This is a genomic window from Winslowiella sp. 2C04, from assembly GCF_050037805.1.
Lineage (GTDB): Bacteria > Pseudomonadota > Gammaproteobacteria > Enterobacterales > Enterobacteriaceae > Erwinia > Erwinia toletana_A.
On sequence record NZ_CP188300.1, the window covers coordinates 754,311 to 771,157 of the forward strand.

The 16,847-nt window shown below is 55.0% G+C and carries 15 protein-coding genes; 14 read left to right on the forward strand and 1 reads right to left on the reverse strand.

Annotated features, from left to right (window positions below):
- Nucleotides 1–24 precede the first annotated feature (24 nt).
- Genes ACP3TC_RS03240 through ACP3TC_RS03270 form a run of 7 tightly spaced genes read left to right on the forward strand, consistent with a single transcriptional unit; the run spans nt 25 to nt 7,332 of the window.
- Complete coding sequence (locus ACP3TC_RS03240) at nt 25–1,281, forward strand: MFS transporter (protein WP_426817514.1); 1,257 nt, start codon at nt 25–27, stop codon at nt 1,279–1,281.
- Nucleotides 1,282–1,293: 12 nt separating this feature from the next.
- A complete protein-coding gene (locus tag ACP3TC_RS03245) occupies nt 1,294–1,827 on the forward strand; it encodes a cupin domain-containing protein (protein WP_313853601.1) in 534 nt (177 codons plus the stop codon).
- A 9-nt stretch (nt 1,828–1,836) separates the two neighbouring features.
- A complete protein-coding gene (locus ACP3TC_RS03250; RefSeq protein WP_426817515.1) occupies nt 1,837–2,619 on the forward strand; it encodes an alpha/beta fold hydrolase in 783 nt (260 codons plus the stop codon).
- On the forward strand, nt 2,603–3,397 hold the full coding sequence (locus ACP3TC_RS03255) for an SDR family oxidoreductase (RefSeq protein ID WP_313853598.1): 795 nt from the start codon (nt 2,603–2,605) through the stop codon (nt 3,395–3,397). Before ACP3TC_RS03250 ends, ACP3TC_RS03255 begins: the two co-directional genes overlap by 17 nt.
- Nucleotides 3,398–3,410: 13 nt before the next feature.
- Complete coding sequence (locus tag ACP3TC_RS03260; protein WP_426817516.1) at nt 3,411–4,193, forward strand: aspartate dehydrogenase; 783 nt, start codon at nt 3,411–3,413, stop codon at nt 4,191–4,193.
- A 9-nt stretch (nt 4,194–4,202) separates the two neighbouring features.
- Nucleotides 4,203–5,672 carry an aldehyde dehydrogenase gene (locus tag ACP3TC_RS03265; RefSeq protein WP_426817517.1) on the forward strand — a complete coding sequence of 490 codons (1,470 nt, stop codon included), beginning with the start codon at nt 4,203–4,205 and terminating at the stop codon, nt 5,670–5,672.
- 19 nt (nt 5,673–5,691) lie between these two features.
- Entirely contained in the window at nt 5,692–7,332 is a 1,641-nt protein-coding gene (locus ACP3TC_RS03270; protein WP_426818231.1) for a thiamine pyrophosphate-binding protein, read from the forward strand.
- 38 nt (nt 7,333–7,370) lie between these two features.
- Here ACP3TC_RS03270 and ACP3TC_RS03275 read toward each other — a convergent pair whose 3' ends face one another.
- Nucleotides 7,371–8,123 (reverse strand): M48 family metallopeptidase, encoded by a 753-nt coding sequence (locus ACP3TC_RS03275; RefSeq protein WP_313853592.1) that lies wholly within the window; start codon nt 8,121–8,123, stop codon nt 7,371–7,373.
- A gap of 284 nt (nt 8,124–8,407) precedes the next feature.
- On the opposite strand from ACP3TC_RS03275, the gene tkt reads away from it, so the two are divergent.
- The 7 genes from tkt to ACP3TC_RS03310 all read left to right on the forward strand — a co-directional run bounded on the left by tkt (nt 8,408) and on the right by ACP3TC_RS03310 (nt 16,837).
- Complete coding sequence (tkt, locus tag ACP3TC_RS03280) at nt 8,408–10,399, forward strand: transketolase (protein WP_313853591.1); 1,992 nt, start codon at nt 8,408–8,410, stop codon at nt 10,397–10,399.
- A gap of 334 nt (nt 10,400–10,733) precedes the next feature.
- Complete coding sequence (epd, locus tag ACP3TC_RS03285; protein ID WP_313853590.1) at nt 10,734–11,753, forward strand: erythrose-4-phosphate dehydrogenase; 1,020 nt, start codon at nt 10,734–10,736, stop codon at nt 11,751–11,753.
- A gap of 52 nt (nt 11,754–11,805) precedes the next feature.
- On the forward strand, nt 11,806–12,969 hold the full coding sequence (gene pgk, locus ACP3TC_RS03290; RefSeq protein ID WP_313853589.1) for a phosphoglycerate kinase: 1,164 nt from the start codon (nt 11,806–11,808) through the stop codon (nt 12,967–12,969).
- A gap of 104 nt (nt 12,970–13,073) precedes the next feature.
- The gene (fbaA, locus tag ACP3TC_RS03295; protein ID WP_313853588.1) at nt 13,074–14,153 is read left to right on the forward strand and encodes a class II fructose-bisphosphate aldolase; all 1,080 of its coding nucleotides are present in this window, start codon (nt 13,074–13,076) and stop codon (nt 14,151–14,153) included.
- Between the two features lie 188 nt (nt 14,154–14,341).
- The gene (gene mscS, locus ACP3TC_RS03300) at nt 14,342–15,214 is read left to right on the forward strand and encodes a small-conductance mechanosensitive channel MscS (protein WP_313853587.1); all 873 of its coding nucleotides are present in this window, start codon (nt 14,342–14,344) and stop codon (nt 15,212–15,214) included.
- 151 nt (nt 15,215–15,365) lie between these two features.
- Entirely contained in the window at nt 15,366–15,989 is a 624-nt protein-coding gene (argO, locus tag ACP3TC_RS03305) for an arginine exporter ArgO (protein ID WP_426817518.1), read from the forward strand.
- A gap of 113 nt (nt 15,990–16,102) precedes the next feature.
- Nucleotides 16,103–16,837 (forward strand): oxidative stress defense protein, encoded by a 735-nt coding sequence (locus ACP3TC_RS03310; protein WP_313853585.1) that lies wholly within the window; start codon nt 16,103–16,105, stop codon nt 16,835–16,837.
- The last annotated feature ends 10 nt before the right edge of the window (nt 16,838–16,847 follow it).

Consider the following 16,847-nt stretch of genomic DNA (forward strand, 5'->3'; position numbering starts at 1 on the left):
CGCTCACCCGACAGGGGAAATCGCATGACAAGCATTGAATCATCCACTGCGGCGGTTACAGCCAGCGGTGCAGGCAGTTGCACGTCTGAAAAACCGGTGCGCTGGTCGATCCCGTTAACGTTGTTCGCCTGCGTATTGCTGGCGTTCTTCGACAAAATCAGCATCGCTGCGCTGTTTTCTGACACGCATTTTCAGCAGGCGATGGGGATCGGTTTCGATACCACGCGGCTAGGCCTGCTGATGAGCGCTTTTTTATTAAGCTATGGCTTCTCATCGGTACTGCTGAGCGGACTGGGCGATCGCGTTAATCCGGTGCGGCTGCTGACCGGCATGATGCTGCTGTGGAGCCTGCTAATGCTGGCAATGGGTTTCACCCATTCCTACAGCGGGATGATGACGCTGCGTATTCTGTTGGGCATTGCCGAAGGGCCGCTGTTTCCGCTGGCATTCGCCATAGTGCGGCATAACTTTCCACAGCACTTGCAGGCGCGCGCCACCATGCTGTGGCTGCTGGGCACACCGGTTGGTGCCGCCATCGGTTTCCCACTGTCGCTGTTTATCCTCAATCATCTCGGCTGGCAAAGCACCTTCTTCTTTATGGCGCTGCTGACGCTACCGGTGGTGGTGCTGGTACGGCTGGTGATGCGCAATGTTCAGCAAGCGCCACGCAGCACCAGCAGTACTACGGAAGAGCCACAGCGCCGCAGCGCACGCAAAGCATTGATGCGCAGCGCGCATTTCTGGCTGATCTGCCTGTTTAACATCACTTTTCTGACCTATCTGTGGGGAATCAACGGCTGGTTACCGAGCTATCTGATTGAAGGAAAAGGTATTCATCTGTCGGAAGCGGGATGGATGGCCTCATTACCCTTTATCGCCATGCTGCTGGGCGAAGGGGTCGGAGCCTGGCTTTCCGACCGGGTCGATAAGCGTGCGCTGGCCTGTTTTATCGCGCTGGCCGGGGCGGCAGTTGGGCTGGTAGCGGTGTTACATCTGCAGCAGGGCTGGCAGGTGATTGCGGCGATGAGTTTCAGCACCTTTATGTGGGGAGCCGGTGCGCCGAATATTTTTGCTCTGCTGGCTAAAGCGACCGATCCGCAGATCAGCGCGACGGCAGGCGGCGTTTTTAACGGCCTCGGCAATTTTGCCGGCGCGCTGGCACCGGTAGTGATGGGGGCGCTGATCGCGGCGACTCACAACATGGATAACGGTCTGCTTTTTCTGGTGGTGATGGCGGCGCTCGGTTGCGCGTTGTTACTGCCGATCCTGAAACGTTACTGAGGAGTAAATCAAATGTCTGATAGCCAGGTTCTGCCGAACAAAACCACCGTTAAACCGGAAGATGTACCGATGGATGCGTGGGTCGAATCACGTATTGCCCGCTTTGAAGGGCGGAAATATGACTGGAACGCGCTGAAGTTTCAGGCCGACTACGATCCAAAATACCGCCGTGCGCAGATGCGCTATATCGGAACCGGAGCCACCGGCGTCAGCGCGGATAACAACACCGTAGCGGCGGAAAACTTTACCTTCTCCACTATGGTGCTGCCGGCGAAATGCGAAGGCCCACTGCATCTGCACGATGATGTTGAAGAAGTGTTTTTTATGTTGAAAGGCACCATCACGTTGATGATTCGTGATGGCGAGCATGAGTATCAGACGGTGCTGAAAGAGCGCGATCTGATTTCAGTGCCGGCCGGAATTTATCGCGGCCTGTTTAATCACGGTGAGGAAGAGGCGCTGATGTGCGTGATGCTGGGCGCGAACAAACCGCGTATCCCGACCTATCCGGCCGACCATCCGCTGGCGAAAGTGAAGCGTAGCTAAGGAGCAGTAATGATCTTCTGGCAACAATCGGGCAATGGTGAGGTGCTGGTGTTGTTACACGGCATCAGCTCCGGCAGCGCCTGCTGGCATAAACAGTTACATGATGTCGCATTGCAGCAGCAGTGTCGCATGCTGGCGTGGGATGCGCCGGGCTATGGTGACAGCAAACCGCTGCCGACGCCGCAGCCGAATGCCGGTGATTATGCTGATGCGCTGGCGAGAATGCTGGATGCCGCGGAGATACAGCGCATTTCGCTGTTAGGGCACTCGCTGGGCGCGCTGATGGCTGTCGCTTTTGCAGCACGTTATCCGCAGCGGGTGCAGCGACTGGTGCTGGCCGATCCGGCGCAGGGATATGGCAGCCAGCCGGCAGAAAAACGCCAGTCGATATTGAGCCAGCGTCAGCAGCAGATGGTGCTGGGGACGGAACAGATGGCGGCGACGCGCGCGGTGAAATTACTGCGCCCCGATGCTGATGAGCGCGACATCGTTACCGTTGCCAGCAGTATGCGCAATCTTAAGCCGGGCGGCTTTCTGCAAGCTGCCGCGATGTTGGCAGAGGACGATATTCGCCGCTGGCTGGCTGATTGTCAGACGCCGCTGGAAGTGTGGTGCGGCCAACTGGATGTGATTACTCCCGCTGTGCAGGCCGAAGCGCTGGCTACGACGCTGGGCTGTCGCTTTGTGCCGATCCCGCATGCCGGACACGCCAGTTATCTCGATAATGCCGCCTTTTTCAACCAGCAGCTGTTGCGCTGGCTTACAGGAGCAGAATATGGATCTAAAGATTAATCAACGTGTTGCGGTTGTCACCGGTGGTTCATCCGGGATTGGCTTTGAAACACTGCGTTTACTGCTGGCGGAAGGTGCAAAGGTGGCTTTCTGTGGCCGCAACGCCGATCGCCTTGCCACTGCCTGTGCCGCACTAAAACAGGAGTTTCCTGATGGGCAGATACTGGCGCTGCCTTGCGATGTTTTACAGGCTGAACAGGTGAATACCTTTGCCGCAGCGGTAGCCGCGCATTTCGGCGGGGTTGATATGCTGATCAATAACGCCGGGCAGGGCTATGTCGCGACATTTGAGCAGACCCCGCACAGTGCCTGGCTCAGCGAAGCCGAACTTAAGCTGTTTGGCGTGATCAACCCGGTTGAGGCCTTTTTGCCGCTGTTGTCACAGTCGGATATTGCCTCGATTACCTGCGTCAATTCACTGCTGGCGCTGCAACCGGAAGAGCACATGATTGCCACTTCAGCAGCGCGGGCGGCACTGCTGAATATGACCCTAAACCTTTCCAAAACCTTAGTTGACCAGGGAATCAGGGTTAATTCGATTCTGCTGGGCATGGTTGAGTCCGGTCAGTGGCGTCGCCGTTTTGAACAGCGCAGCGATCGGCAGCAAAGCTGGGAGCAATGGACGGCGGAGATTGCCAGCAAGCGCGGCATTCCGATGAAACGACTGGGAAAAGCGCAGGAACCGGCGCAGGCGCTGCTGTTTCTCGCTTCGCCACTGGCCTCTTTTACCACCGGTGCGGCACTGGACGTCTCCGGCGGTTTTTGCCGCCATCTCTAATCGGGAGCTTTTGATGAAAAAGATCATGCTGATTGGTTACGGTGCGATGGCGCAGGAAGTGATTGCGCATTTACCGCAGGGGATAAGCATCGGCTGGATTGTCGCACGAGCCGGGCACCATCCGTCAATCCTTGCGCAGTTTAACCAGCAGACAGAGCCGCTGCTATCACCGGCTGACTGTCGCGAAAGGCCGGATCTGGTGCTGGAGTGTGCCAGCCAGCAGGCGGTTGCGCAGTTTGCCGCAATGGTGCTCCAGCGCGGCTGGACGCTGGCGGTAATCTCCACCGGCGCGCTGGCTGATGCGCAGCTGGAACAGCATTTAATCACGCTGCGTCAGCAAACCGGAGGGCGCCTGCGACTGCTGGCCGGGGCGGTGGCCGGAATGGATGGCCTCGCCAGTGCGCGCGAGGGCGGGCTGGAGCAGGTGGTTTATCAGTCGCGTAAAAGTCCCGCCAGCTGGCGTGGCAGTCATGCCGAGAAGTTAGTGAATCTGGCGCAGGTCAGCGAGGCGAGGGTGTTTTTTCACGGCAGCGCTCGCGAGGCGGCGCGGCTGTTTCCAGCCAATGCCAATGTTGCCGCCACCATTGCGCTGGCGGGTATCGGCATGGATGAAACCGAAGTGCAGCTGATGGTTGATCCGGCCACCACGCGTAATACCCATCGTCTTTATGCCCGAGGCCGCTTTGGCGAGATGCAGCTTGAGTTAAGTGGCTTTCCTCTTGGTACGAACCCTAAAACCTCAACGCTGGCAGCATTAAGTGCGGTGCAAGCCTGCCGCCAGCTGCTGGAAGAATAAGGATCCGACATGAGTCTGCAGAAAATTTTTGTCGCTGGCGTCTGGCGTGAAGGACGTGGCGAACCGCTGATGACTACCTTTCCTGCCGACGGCAGCATCAATGCTGAATTACGCGCCGCCAGCATCGAAGATGTGGAGGAAGCCGTGGCGCTGGCCGATCAAGCCTGGCGGCAACCGGCGTGGCGCACGCTGCTACCCCATCAGCGTGCAGCAATTTTGCATCGCGTCAGTGATTTGATAGCCGCCCAACAGGAAGAGCTGGCGGAATTACAGACCCGCGATAATGGCAAACCGCTGGCAGAAACCCGTGGCTTAGTCGCCAGTGCTGCGGCGACCGCCCGCTATTTCGCCGCAGTCTGCGAAGTCCAGGAAGGCGAAATTCCTCCGGCACGCAGCCAGCAACTTATTACCCTGAGCCGCTATGAGCCACTCGGCGTAGTGGCGGCCATTACGCCGTGGAACTCACCGATAGCCAGTGAGATGCAGAAGATTGCGCCGGCGCTGGCGGCGGGTAATGCGGTGATTGTTAAACCGGCAGAAGCCACTCCGCTGCTGGCTCTGAAGCTGGCAGAAATTTTTGCCGAGGCCGGATTGCCGCCGGGTCTACTCAGCGTGCTGCCGGGCAAAGGTTCGGTGATCGGCGACGCGTTGGTGCGGCATCCGCTTATCAAAAAAATCTCATTTACCGGTGGCACGAAAACCGGGCGTGCGCTGGCGCATATTGCGGCAGAAAAGCTGATTCCGGCCTCGCTGGAGCTTGGGGGTAAATCACCGACTATCGTGCTGGCTGATGCGGATATCGAACAGGCGGCGCGTGGTATCTGCTACGGCATTTTTAGTTCTGGCGGCCAGGCTTGCATTGCTGGTTCCCGACTGTTTGTCCACCGCAGCGTCTGGCAGCCGCTAATGGACCGGCTGCTGAGCTTGACTCGTCAGTTACGCCTCGGCCATCCACTGATGCCGGGTAATCACATTGGCCCGTTGATTAGCCACGCCCAGCGTCAGCAGGTGATGGACTATGTGGCACTGGCGCGTGAAGAGGGCGGTGAGATCCTGTGCGGCGGCGAAATTCCTGCCGATCCGGCGCTGGCGGCCGGTAGCTGGTTCCAGCCAACGATTATTACCGGTTTAGACAATCGTGCGCGTGTCTGTCAGGAAGAGATATTCGGCCCGGTACTGGTTGCGATGCCTTTCGATGATGAAAGCGCGTTAATTGCCGATGCCAATCATTCGATTTTTGGGCTGGCGGCGGGCATCTGGACACGCGACAGCGGCCGCGCCTTACAGCTGGCAGAGCAGCTGGAGGTTGGTACGGTGTGGATTAATACCTACAAAGTATTTGCTATTTCTACCCCGTTTGGCGGCTACAAGCAGAGCGGCTTAGGGCGTGAAAAAGGATTGCAGGGAATTAAAGCCTGGATGCAGCAAAAGAGCATTTATCTGGCGACAACGCCGACGATTAACCGCTGGAGTGATTAACTTGACTGGAAGGACGATGATGAGCGAGACGATTAGCGTGGGCGAAGCCATCGCCCGTACCCTCGAGCTGTATAGCGTTGAGGCAATGTATGGCATTATTTCCATTCACAATTTACCCATCGCGGATGCCGTCGGGCAGCGTAATCAGATTCGCTTTATTGCGGCGCGTGGCGAAGCCGGAGCGGTCACCATGGCCGATGCTCACGGGCGTTTTTCCGGGCTTGGCGTGGCGCTGACCAGCACCGGAGCCGGGGCGGGCAACGCGATTGGCGCGCTGGTTGAGGCGCTGAATGCCAGCACGCCGCTGTTGCATCTTACCGGCCAGGTGGAAAAAGCCTTTCTGGATGCCGACAGCGGTTTCATCCACGAAACTCGTGACCAGCTCGGCTTTCTGCGTGCCAGTTCGAAACGTGCTTTTCGCGTCAGCTCACCGCATCAGGCGGTAGCGATGCTGCATCGCGCCATTCAGGAAGCACAGACGCCGCCGTGTGGCCCGGTCTCGCTGGAGATCCCCATTGATATTCAAAGTGCCAGAGTACCGGCAACGCTGGTCACGCCGCCGGTCGCACCATTGCTGATCCCCACGCCAGATGACGCCGTTATCGATCGACTCTGCCAGCAACTGAAACAGGCACGGCGGCCGCTGTTATGGCTTGGCGGTGGCGCGCTGGCTTGCCAACAGGCAGTACGTAAGCTGGCCGATGCTGGCGTTACGGTGATCTCCAGCGCGCACGGACGCGGTATTTTGCCCGACAGTCATCCGCGCAGCTTACGCTCGTTTCATAACTCGCCGTCGGTAGAGGCATTAATGGAGCAGTGCGATCTGACGTTGATTGCCGGATCGCGCCTGCGCAGTAATGAAACCCGCAGCTGGACGCTGACTTTACCCACTCCGCGTATTCAGATTGATGTCGATCCCGCCGCAGCCAGCCGCAACTATCTGGCTGATGAGGTCGTCAACTACGATTGCCATGCGGTACTGACGGCTCTGGCATCCCGGCTGGCGGAGGGAGAAAAGGTTGATGCGCAGTGGGACGCGGCAATCGCGGCGGCGGTAAGCCGTGCTGAAACTGAGCTGCGTCAGCAGTCCGGTGCCTATGCACAACTGAACGATGCCATTGATGCCGCTTTGCCACAGGATGGCATTCTGGTGCGCGACATTACCGTTTCCGGCAGCGTCTGGGGCAGCCGACTGTTTCGCGCGCATGCCCCACTGTGCAATATTCATTCGCTGGCAGGAGCGATTGGTATGGGGCTGGCAATGGCCATCGGCACCGCGCTGGCGAATCCGTCACGAAAAGTGGTCGGGCTGGTGGGGGATGGCGGGTTGTCGCTGAGTCTCGGCGAGCTGGCGACGCTGGCTCAGGAGAAAGCTAATGTGACGCTGCTGGTGATGAACGATGGCGGTTACGGCGTGATGCGTGGCATTCAGGATAAATATTTTGGCGGGCGGCAGTATTACAATCAGCTGCATACGCCTGATTTTACCCTGCTGGCGCAGGCGGTTGGATTACAGGCGTGGACCATTGATGACGCTAAAGATTTTCAGCGGGTACTGGCAGAATCAATCGCGATGCCTGGGCCGTCAGTGATCGAAGTGCGCATGGCAACAATTGGTGCGCTGCATTTCGCCGGTCCACCACAAAAAACGCTGTATTAATCCATTACCGGGCGGGAGCGATCCCGCCCGAAAATCGGTTATTTCTCTGCGGCGATACGCGCTTTAATATGTTCTGCACGCGAAGCTGAAGAAGGATGCGTGTCGAACATGCTGCTCTGATGGCTGCCTTCCAGCTTTGCCAGTTTCTCAAAACTGGTGACTAAACCGTTCGGATCAATTTTGCGCTGTTTCATCAGGTCGAAAGAGTAGTCATCGGCCTGTGACTCCTGAGTTTGTGAGAACTGAGCGTTGACCAGCTGCGCGCCAAGATCGCCCAGCTGCGACTGCGACAGTGACGCGGCAATACCGCCAGCGGCGCTGGCTGCGGTGCGTGCAGCGGTGGTGGCGTAGGCAACCTGCATGGCTTTACGCGTATGGCCCAGTGCGACGTGGCCCATTTCGTGCCCCAGCACACCCTCGACTTCGTTGTCGGTCATCATATCCATCAGACCGCTATAGACGCGGATACAGCCGTTGGCCATCGCCCAGGCGTTCACATCTTTGTTCAGATAGACTTTATAGTTGGCTGGCGTCCCGTTGATATTGTCACCCAGCGAGGTGGCAATTTTGTCCAGGCGTTTGGTGTATTCACTGCTGGCTGGCGCAATCTGCGCTTCGCTATCCATCTGCTGACACGATTGCACGCTCAGTTCTTTGACCTGCGCATCACTTAATGTCGCCGCCTGATAAGCCTGAGCACCAGACTGCATTAATGAGTTAGTGTCAAAATTCTGACAGCCAGACAGTAAGGTGGCAACGCTCAGTGCCATCACGGAGGTACGAATTTTCATTCAGGTCTATCCCATAACAAGGTAATAAAAACAAACACCTGACAAATCGTCGGCGAATAAGGTTTCGATGAACTTTGGTTTTATAGCCGTTTCGCTGTCAAATGCATAGCGGGCAGCGTCTCAAAGCGCGAATTGTGCAGCTCTTTTTGCACCGTGCGCCATGTACATTTCACCTGTTTTTCATGTACATTGATTGTCGACTTTCCTTCGGCTTTGCCTGATAACTGATTAATTACAATAAGTTAGGGACGGCGAAGCGAATTATTTCCGAACTGGAGTAGAAAATGCCTTCTCGTAAAGAGCTTGCCAACGCCATTCGCGCATTAAGTATGGATGCGGTACAAAAAGCCAAATCCGGCCACCCAGGTGCCCCAATGGGTATGGCAGATATCGCCGAAGTGTTATGGCGTGACTATCTGAACCATAACCCAACTAACCCACAGTGGGCTGACCGCGACCGTTTCATCCTGTCTAACGGCCATGGCTCGATGCTGATTTATAGCCTGCTGCACCTCAGCGGTTATGATCTGCCGATGAAAGAGCTGGAGAACTTCCGCCAGCTGCACTCTAAAACTCCTGGTCACCCTGAGTATGGTTATACCGCTGGTGTTGAAACCACCACTGGCCCGCTGGGTCAGGGTATTGCCAATGCCGTCGGTTTCGCCATTGCCGAGCGCACCTTAGCGGCGCAGTTCAACCGTGAAGGTCACGATATCGTTGACCACAACACCTATGTCTTTATGGGTGACGGCTGCATGATGGAAGGCATCTCCCACGAAGTTTGCTCACTGGCGGGTACGCTGAAGCTGGGCAAACTGACGGCGTTTTATGATGACAACGGCATCTCCATCGATGGTCACATTGACGGCTGGTTTACCGACGACACTGCAAAACGTTTCGAGTCTTACGGCTGGCACGTTGTGCGCGGCGTAGACGGTCATGATGCTGATGCTATCAAGGCCGCGATTGAAGAAGCGAAAACCGTAACTGACAAGCCTTCACTGCTGATGTGCAAAACCGTTATCGGTTTTGGCTCACCAAACAAAGCGGGCACCCACGATTCGCACGGCGCACCGCTGGGCGACGACGAAATCGCACTGACCCGTAAACAGCTGGGCTGGGAACACGCGCCATTTGTTATTCCACAGGACATCTATGGTCAGTGGGACGCGAAAGAAGCCGGTCAGGCGAAAGAGGCGGCGTGGAACGAGAAGTTCGCTGCCTATGCGAAAGCGCATCCGGAGCTGGCTGCTGAGTTCAAACGTCGTAGCGTTAATGCGCTGCCGGAAAACTGGCAGGCAGAATCTCAGAAATACATTGAGCAGTTACAGGCTAATCCGGCGAAAATCGCCAGCCGTAAAGCCTCGCAGAATGCTATTGAAGCTTTTGGCAAGCTGCTGCCGGAATACCTGGGCGGCTCCGCTGACCTGGCGCCAAGCAACCTGACCATGTGGTCTGGCTCTAAGCCAATCAACGAAGATCTGGCCGGTAACTACATCCATTACGGTGTACGTGAATTCGGTATGACCGCGATTGCTAACGGTATCTCGCTGCACGGTGGTTTCCTGCCGTACACTGCGACCTTCCTGATGTTTGTTGAATACGCGCGTAACGCCGCTCGTATGGCTGCACTGATGAAAATCCGTCAGGTGATGGTCTATACCCATGACTCAATTGGTCTGGGTGAAGATGGCCCGACGCACCAGCCGGTTGAGCAGCTGGCCAGCCTGCGCGTGACGCCAAATATGAGCACCTGGCGTCCGTGTGATCAGGTTGAGTCTGCAATTGCCTGGAAATACGCTATCGAACGTCAGGATGGCCCGACTGCGCTGATCTTCTCGCGTCAGAACCTGGCACAGCAGGAACGTACTGCTGAGCAGCTGGCAAACGTGGCGCGCGGCGCTTACGTACTGAAGGACTGCGCGGGTCAGCCAGAGCTGATCCTGATCGCTACCGGTTCTGAAGTCGAGCTGGCAGTGGGCGCTTATGATCGCCTGACTTCAGAAGGTCGTAAAGTGCGCGTGGTTTCTATGCCGTCTACCGACGCCTTTGACAAGCAGGACGCAGCTTACCGTGAATCCGTGCTGCCGAAAGCGGTTAGCGCGCGCGTGGCTATCGAAGCGGGTATCGCTGATTACTGGTTCAAGTACACCGGTCTGAACGGCGCTATCGTTGGCATGACCAGCTTCGGTGAGTCTGCTCCAGCTGAGCAGCTGTTCGACCTGTTCGGCTTCACCGTCGACAACGTTGTTGCAAAAGCGAAAGAGCTGATCTGATTGTCTGGGTGGCGTTAACGCCACTCCTGCAAGCAATCACCGGTAAGGGCGGCGTAATGCTGCCCTTTCTTTAATCCCGCACTAATCCGCTGTTTATTCCTGCAGTAATAACCACATTTGTTCAATTTTGTGATGTGGATCTAATATTCAGCAGCGTAATTGATCACAATCATTCCCGCTATTCCTCACTTCCTTTATTCTGGCTGAACCGTTTCAGTTGGTGATGATACCAACATATGAGACAAATTTTGCACGGTGAGAATTCCCTGTACAAATTGAGACGGCTGGCCCAGGCTAACGGCTGTTTAGGGATAAATTCTGACGCAGGAGTGATATGACCGTTCGCGTAGCTATCAACGGCTTTGGTCGCATCGGGCGCAATGTGTTACGTGCTTTGTACGAAACCGGGCGTCGCGCTGAGATAACCGTCGTTGCCATTAACGAGTTGGCTGATGCCACCGGTATGGCGCATCTGTTGAAATACGACACCAGCCATGGGCGTTTCGCCTGGGATGTGCGTCAGGAGCGCGACCTGTTAACGGTGGGCGATGACACTATTCGTCTGTTGCATCTGGCCGATATCAATGACCTGCCGTGGCGCGAACTGAATGTTGATGTGGTACTCGACTGTACCGGGGTTTACGGCAGTCGTGCTGATGGTGAGGCGCATTTGCAGGCGGGAGCGAAGAAGGTGCTGTTTTCCCATCCCGGCGGCAACGATCTCGATGCCACCGTGGTGTTTGGCGTGAACGAGAAAGCGCTGCTGACCAGCGATCGTATCGTCTCTAACGCTTCCTGCACCACCAACTGCATTATTCCGATTATTAAGCTGCTGGATGACGCCTTTAGCATTGAATCTGGCACGGTTACCACCATCCATTCAGCGATGCACGATCAGCAGGTTATCGACGCGTATCACCCGGATTTACGCCGTACCCGTGCCGCCAGCCAGTCGATTATTCCGGTTGATACCCGGCTAGCTGCTGGCATAACCCGTATTTTTCCGAAATTTAATGACCGCTTTGAAGCGATAGCGGTACGCGTACCTACGATTAACGTGACGGCGATTGATTTGAGCGTCAGCGTGCGCGATGCAGTGACGGCGTGCCAGGTCAACGCCTTACTGCAAAATGCATCAGAAGGGGCATTTAGTGGTATAGTTGACTATACGGAATTGCCGTTAGTCTCAATTGATTTTAACCATGATCCGCACAGTGCCATTGTGGACGGTACGCAGACGCGGGTCAGCGGTCAGCACCTGATTAAGACTTTAGTCTGGTGCGACAACGAATGGGGCTTTGCTAACCGGATGATCGATACCACGTTAGCGATGGCCGCAAGCGGTTTCAGGTAAGACGCGGTTTGCGTCTGGCAAAACTTATGAGAATTCAACGAGAGGGTTCACCATGTCTGTAATTAAGATGACCGATCTGGATCTTGCTGGTAAACGTGTTCTGATCCGTGCGGATTTAAACGTGCCAGTGAAAGAAGGGAAAGTGACGTCTGATGCACGTATCCGTGCTTCTCTGCCGACCATCGAACAGGCGCTGAAACAGGGTGCAAAAGTGATGGTAACATCTCACCTGGGTCGTCCGACCGAGGGTGAATACAACGAAGAGTTCTCTCTGCTGCCGGTTGTTAACTACCTGAAAGACAAGCTGGGTGCGGATAACGTTACCCTGGCAAAAGATTACCTCGACGGCGTAGAGCTGACTGCTGGCAAGCTGGTGGTTCTGGAAAACGTGCGCTTTAACAAAGGCGAGAAGAAAGATGACGAAGCGCTGTCGAAGCAGTATGCGGCGCTGTGCGACATCTTTGTGATGGACGCGTTTGGTACGGCACACCGTGCTCAGGCTTCAACTCACGGCGTTGGCAAATTCGCTCCGGTAGCTTGTGCTGGCCCGCTGCTGGCCGCTGAGCTGGAAGCATTAGGTAAAGCGCTGAAAGAGCCTGCGCGCCCAATGGTCGCCGTGGTGGGTGGTTCTAAAGTTTCCACTAAATTCGACGTGCTGAACTCGCTGGTTAAAATCGCCGATACCGTTATCGTCGGCGGCGGCATCGCTAACACCTTCGTGGCAATCGACAACAATGTCGGTAAGTCACTGTACGAACCAGACTTCGTTGAAGCGGCAAAAGGTCTGCGCGACCAGTTCGGTATTCCAGTGCCTACCGACTCCCGCGTTGGCACCGAATTCTCTGAAACTGCTCCTTCAACCGTGAAAAAAGTTTCGGAAGTGCAGGACGACGAAGAAATTATGGACTTCGGTGACGAAACCGCAGAAGCAATGGCTAAACTGCTGAAAGAAGCAAAAACCATTCTGTGGAACGGCCCGGTAGGCGTGTTCGAGTTCCCTAACTTCCGTAAAGGTACCGAAATCATCGCGAAAGCTATCGCAGACAGCGATGCATTCTCCATTGCTGGTGGTGGCGACACCCTGGCAGCGATCGACCTGTTCGGCATTGAAGACAAAATCTCCTACATCTCCACCGGCGGCGGCGCATTCCTTGAGTTTGTGGAAGGCAAAAAACTGCCTGCAGTAGCGATGCTGGAAGAGCGTGCTAAGCAGTAATCTTTGCGGGCAGGGCAATGCGTCCCTGCCACTCTGTTTTGCCTGCTGAAAGGGCAAAACTGAACTGATTTCTTTTATACGGCCAACGAAACAGGACAAAAAGCATGTCTAAAATTTTTGATTTCGTAAAACCAGGCGTTGTCACCGGTGACGACGTACAGAAAGTTTTCCAGGTAGCGAAAGAGAACAAATTCGCTCTGCCAGCAGTTAACTGCGTCGGTACTGATTCAATCAATGCCGTGCTGGAAACCGCTGCTAAAGTTAAAGCGCCGGTCATCGTGCAGTTCTCTAACGGCGGTGCCGCGTTTATCGCCGGCAAAGGCCTAAAATCCGATAAGCCACAGGCTGCGGCTATCCTCGGTGCAATCTCTGGCGCACATCATGTTCACCAGATGGCTGAACACTACGGCGTGCCAGTTATTCTGCACACCGACCACTGTGCGAAGAAACTGCTGCCGTGGATCGACGGTCTGCTGGACGCGGGCGAAGCGCACTTCGCTAAAACCGGTAAGCCACTGTTCTCTTCTCATATGATCGACCTGTCTGAAGAGTCACTGGAAGAGAACATCGAGATTTGCAGCAAGTATCTGGCACGTATGGCCAAGATCAACATGACGCTGGAAATCGAGCTGGGCTGCACCGGCGGTGAAGAAGATGGTGTGGACAATAGCCACATGGATGCTTCTGCACTGTACACTCAGCCACAAGACGTTGATTACGCATACGAAAAACTGAATGCGATCAGCCCACGCTTCACCATCGCGGCCTCTTTCGGTAACGTTCACGGTGTTTACAAGCCAGGTAACGTTAAGCTGACCCCAACCATCCTGAAGGATTCTCAGGAGTACGTCAGCCAGAAACACGGCCTGCCGCACAACTCACTGGATTTCGTCTTCCACGGTGGTTCCGGTTCTTCTGCGCAGGAAATCAAAGATTCAATCAGCTACGGTGTAGTGAAAATGAACATTGATACCGATACCCAATGGGCAACCTGGGACGGCATCCTGCAGTACTACAAAAAGAACGAAGGTTACCTGCAAGCTCAGCTGGGCAACCCGGAAGGCGACGATAAGCCGAACAAGAAATACTACGATCCGCGCGTATGGCTGCGCTCTGCACAATCTTCAATGATTGTGCGTCTGGAGCAGGCATTTAAAGAACTGAACGCGGTTGACGTTCTGTAACTACGTGACTGATTAAAAAAGGCCCTGAGGGGCCTTTTTTTTTGGGAAAATTGCTGAGAATGAGCGGAAGTTTTGCGGTTATTTGGCATAGATTGCCATTTTTGATTACCCTGTCTTAAAGGGATTGCCGGAACACTCTGGCAATGTTTTGTCATTTCCCCATTGGGGATTTTTAACAGGGTGGATGAATGGAAGAATTAAACGTGATAGACGGCATTAATCATGCCGGTGGCTGGCTGGTACGCAACCAGGCGCTGTTGCTCAGTTACGCAGTGAATATTGTGGCTGCAGTAGCGATTATCATTATTGGCTTTATCGTGGCGCGTTTTATCTCTAACGCGGTCAACAGGCTGTTACTGACGCGCGGTATAGATGCCACGGTTGCGGACTTTTTGTCTGCGCTCGTTCGTTATGGCGTGATTGCCTTTACTCTGATAGCAGCGTTAGGGCGGGTTGGCGTTCAGACCGCCTCGGTGATAGCGGTATTAGGTGCCGCCGGTCTGGCTCTGGCTCTGGCACTGCAGGGCTCTTTATCCAACCTGGCCGCAGGCGTGCTGCTGGTGACTTTCCGTCCGTTCCGTACCGGTGAGTTTGTTGATCTCGGTGGCGTAATGGGTACGGTGTTGAACGTGCAGATTTTCTCAACCACCATGCGTTCTTCCGACGGCAAAATCGTGGTCGTGCCAAACGGTAAAATTATTGCCGGTAATATTATTAACTACTCCCGTGAGCCGGCGCGCCGCAACGAGTTTATTATTGGCGTCGCTTACGATGCAGATGTTGATGAAGTGAAACAGCTGCTGCGCGATGTCGTGGAAGCGGACAGCCGCGTGCTGAAAGATCGCGGTATTCAGATCGGTCTGAATGAGCTGGCCGCCTCTTCACTGAACTTTGTCGTGCGTTGCTGGAGCAATAGCGGCGATCTGCAGGATGTCTACTGGGATCTGATGGCTAACTTTAAGAAAGCGCTGGATAGCAAAGGAATTGGTATTCCTTATCCACAGATGGATGTTCATCTGCATCAAACTAAAGCACCGCAGGAGCAGGCGGTCGCTGAATAATCAGTAGCAGAGTGGCGGGGGAAGTTCCTCGCCACTTAACTTCCCCGCACCATTATTAGCTTTGCTGATACTCTATTAATTCTTTCAATTTCCACTAATAATTCACGCGCGATAAACTTGCCACAGAAAATTTTGCTGTGAGGGTTGTCTTGTGTTTTCTGTTTATTTTCAAGGTATTGCTTTAGGTATGGCATTAATACTGCCGCTGGGGCCGCAAAACGCTTTTGTGATGAATCAGGGCGTGCGCCGCCAGTATCATCTGATGACCGCGGGCCTCTGTTCATTAAGCGATATCCTGCTGATCTGCGCCGGAGTGTTTGGCGGCAGTGCGCTGCTGAATCAGTCGCCACTGCTGCTGAATCTGGTGACGTGGGGCGGGGTCGCGTTTCTGCTGTGGTATGGCTGGGGGGCGTTGCGTACTGCACTGCATGGCGATATCGCGCTTGATTCCACCGGTGCGCTGCAACAGAGTCGCTGGCGTATTGTCGCGACCATGATGGCGGTCACCTGGCTTAATCCGCATGTTTATCTGGATACTTTTGTGGTGCTGGGTAGCCTCGGCGGCCAACTGCCGCCAGCAGCACGCTACTGGTTCGCGCTCGGCACCATCAGCGCCTCTGTAGTGTGGTTTTTTGGGCTGGCCTTGCTGGCGTCATGGCTTTCGCCACTGCTGCGCACCCGCAACGCTCAGCGCGTGATCAATCTGCTGGTGGGGCTGGTGATGTGGTTTATCGCTTTCAAACTGGCACAACAGGGAATGATGGGATTTAATTAACGCGGGAAGGGGTTGGGGCGACAGCGAAAAACTAAGAGCATCGCGCATATTAGTGATTTACACGATAAGATATGCTGATACCAATACTCATACGTCTTCAAGGAGGACTTCAGGTGAAATTGAAAGCGCTGGCTATGGCCGCAATGATGGGTGCAGCAGCATTACCGTTGGCTACCCAGGCAGGTGAGCTGCCTAATGGACCGCACGTAATTACTTCAGGACAGGCGAGTGTTGATGCCACGCCGGATATCGCCACACTGTCGATCGAAGTGAATGTTTCATCGAAAGATGCAGCGGAAGCCAAGAAGCAGGCGGATACTCGCGTTGCACAATACTTCGATCTGCTGCAGAAAAATGGCATTGAGAAGAAAGATATTGATGCTGCCAACCTGCGTACCCAGCCAGAATACGATTATACCAAAGAGGGAAAATCGGTTCTGAAGGGTTATCGCGCGGTGCGTCAGGTGCAGGTGACGTTACGCCAGTTGGATAAGCTGAACGATCTGCTGGATGGTGCACTGAAGTCCGGCCTGAATGAAATTCGTTCGGTCGAACTGGGCGTGGCACAACCGGATGAGTATCGTAATAAGGCGCGTAAAGCGGCAATTGATAACGCGACTCAGCAGGCCGAAGCGCTGGCCGCAGGCTTTAATGTTAAGTTAGGCCCGGTCTACAGCATCCGTTACCGTGTGGCGAACTACCAGCCAATGCCGGTGGCGCGCATGTTTAAAGCGGCCGATGCCGCACCTATGACCTCTGAAGCGCAGACCTACGAGCAGCAGAGCATTCACTTTGACGATCAGGTTGACGTGGTGTTTGAACTTCAGCGTAATCAACAACAGCAATAAGTTGAGCCGC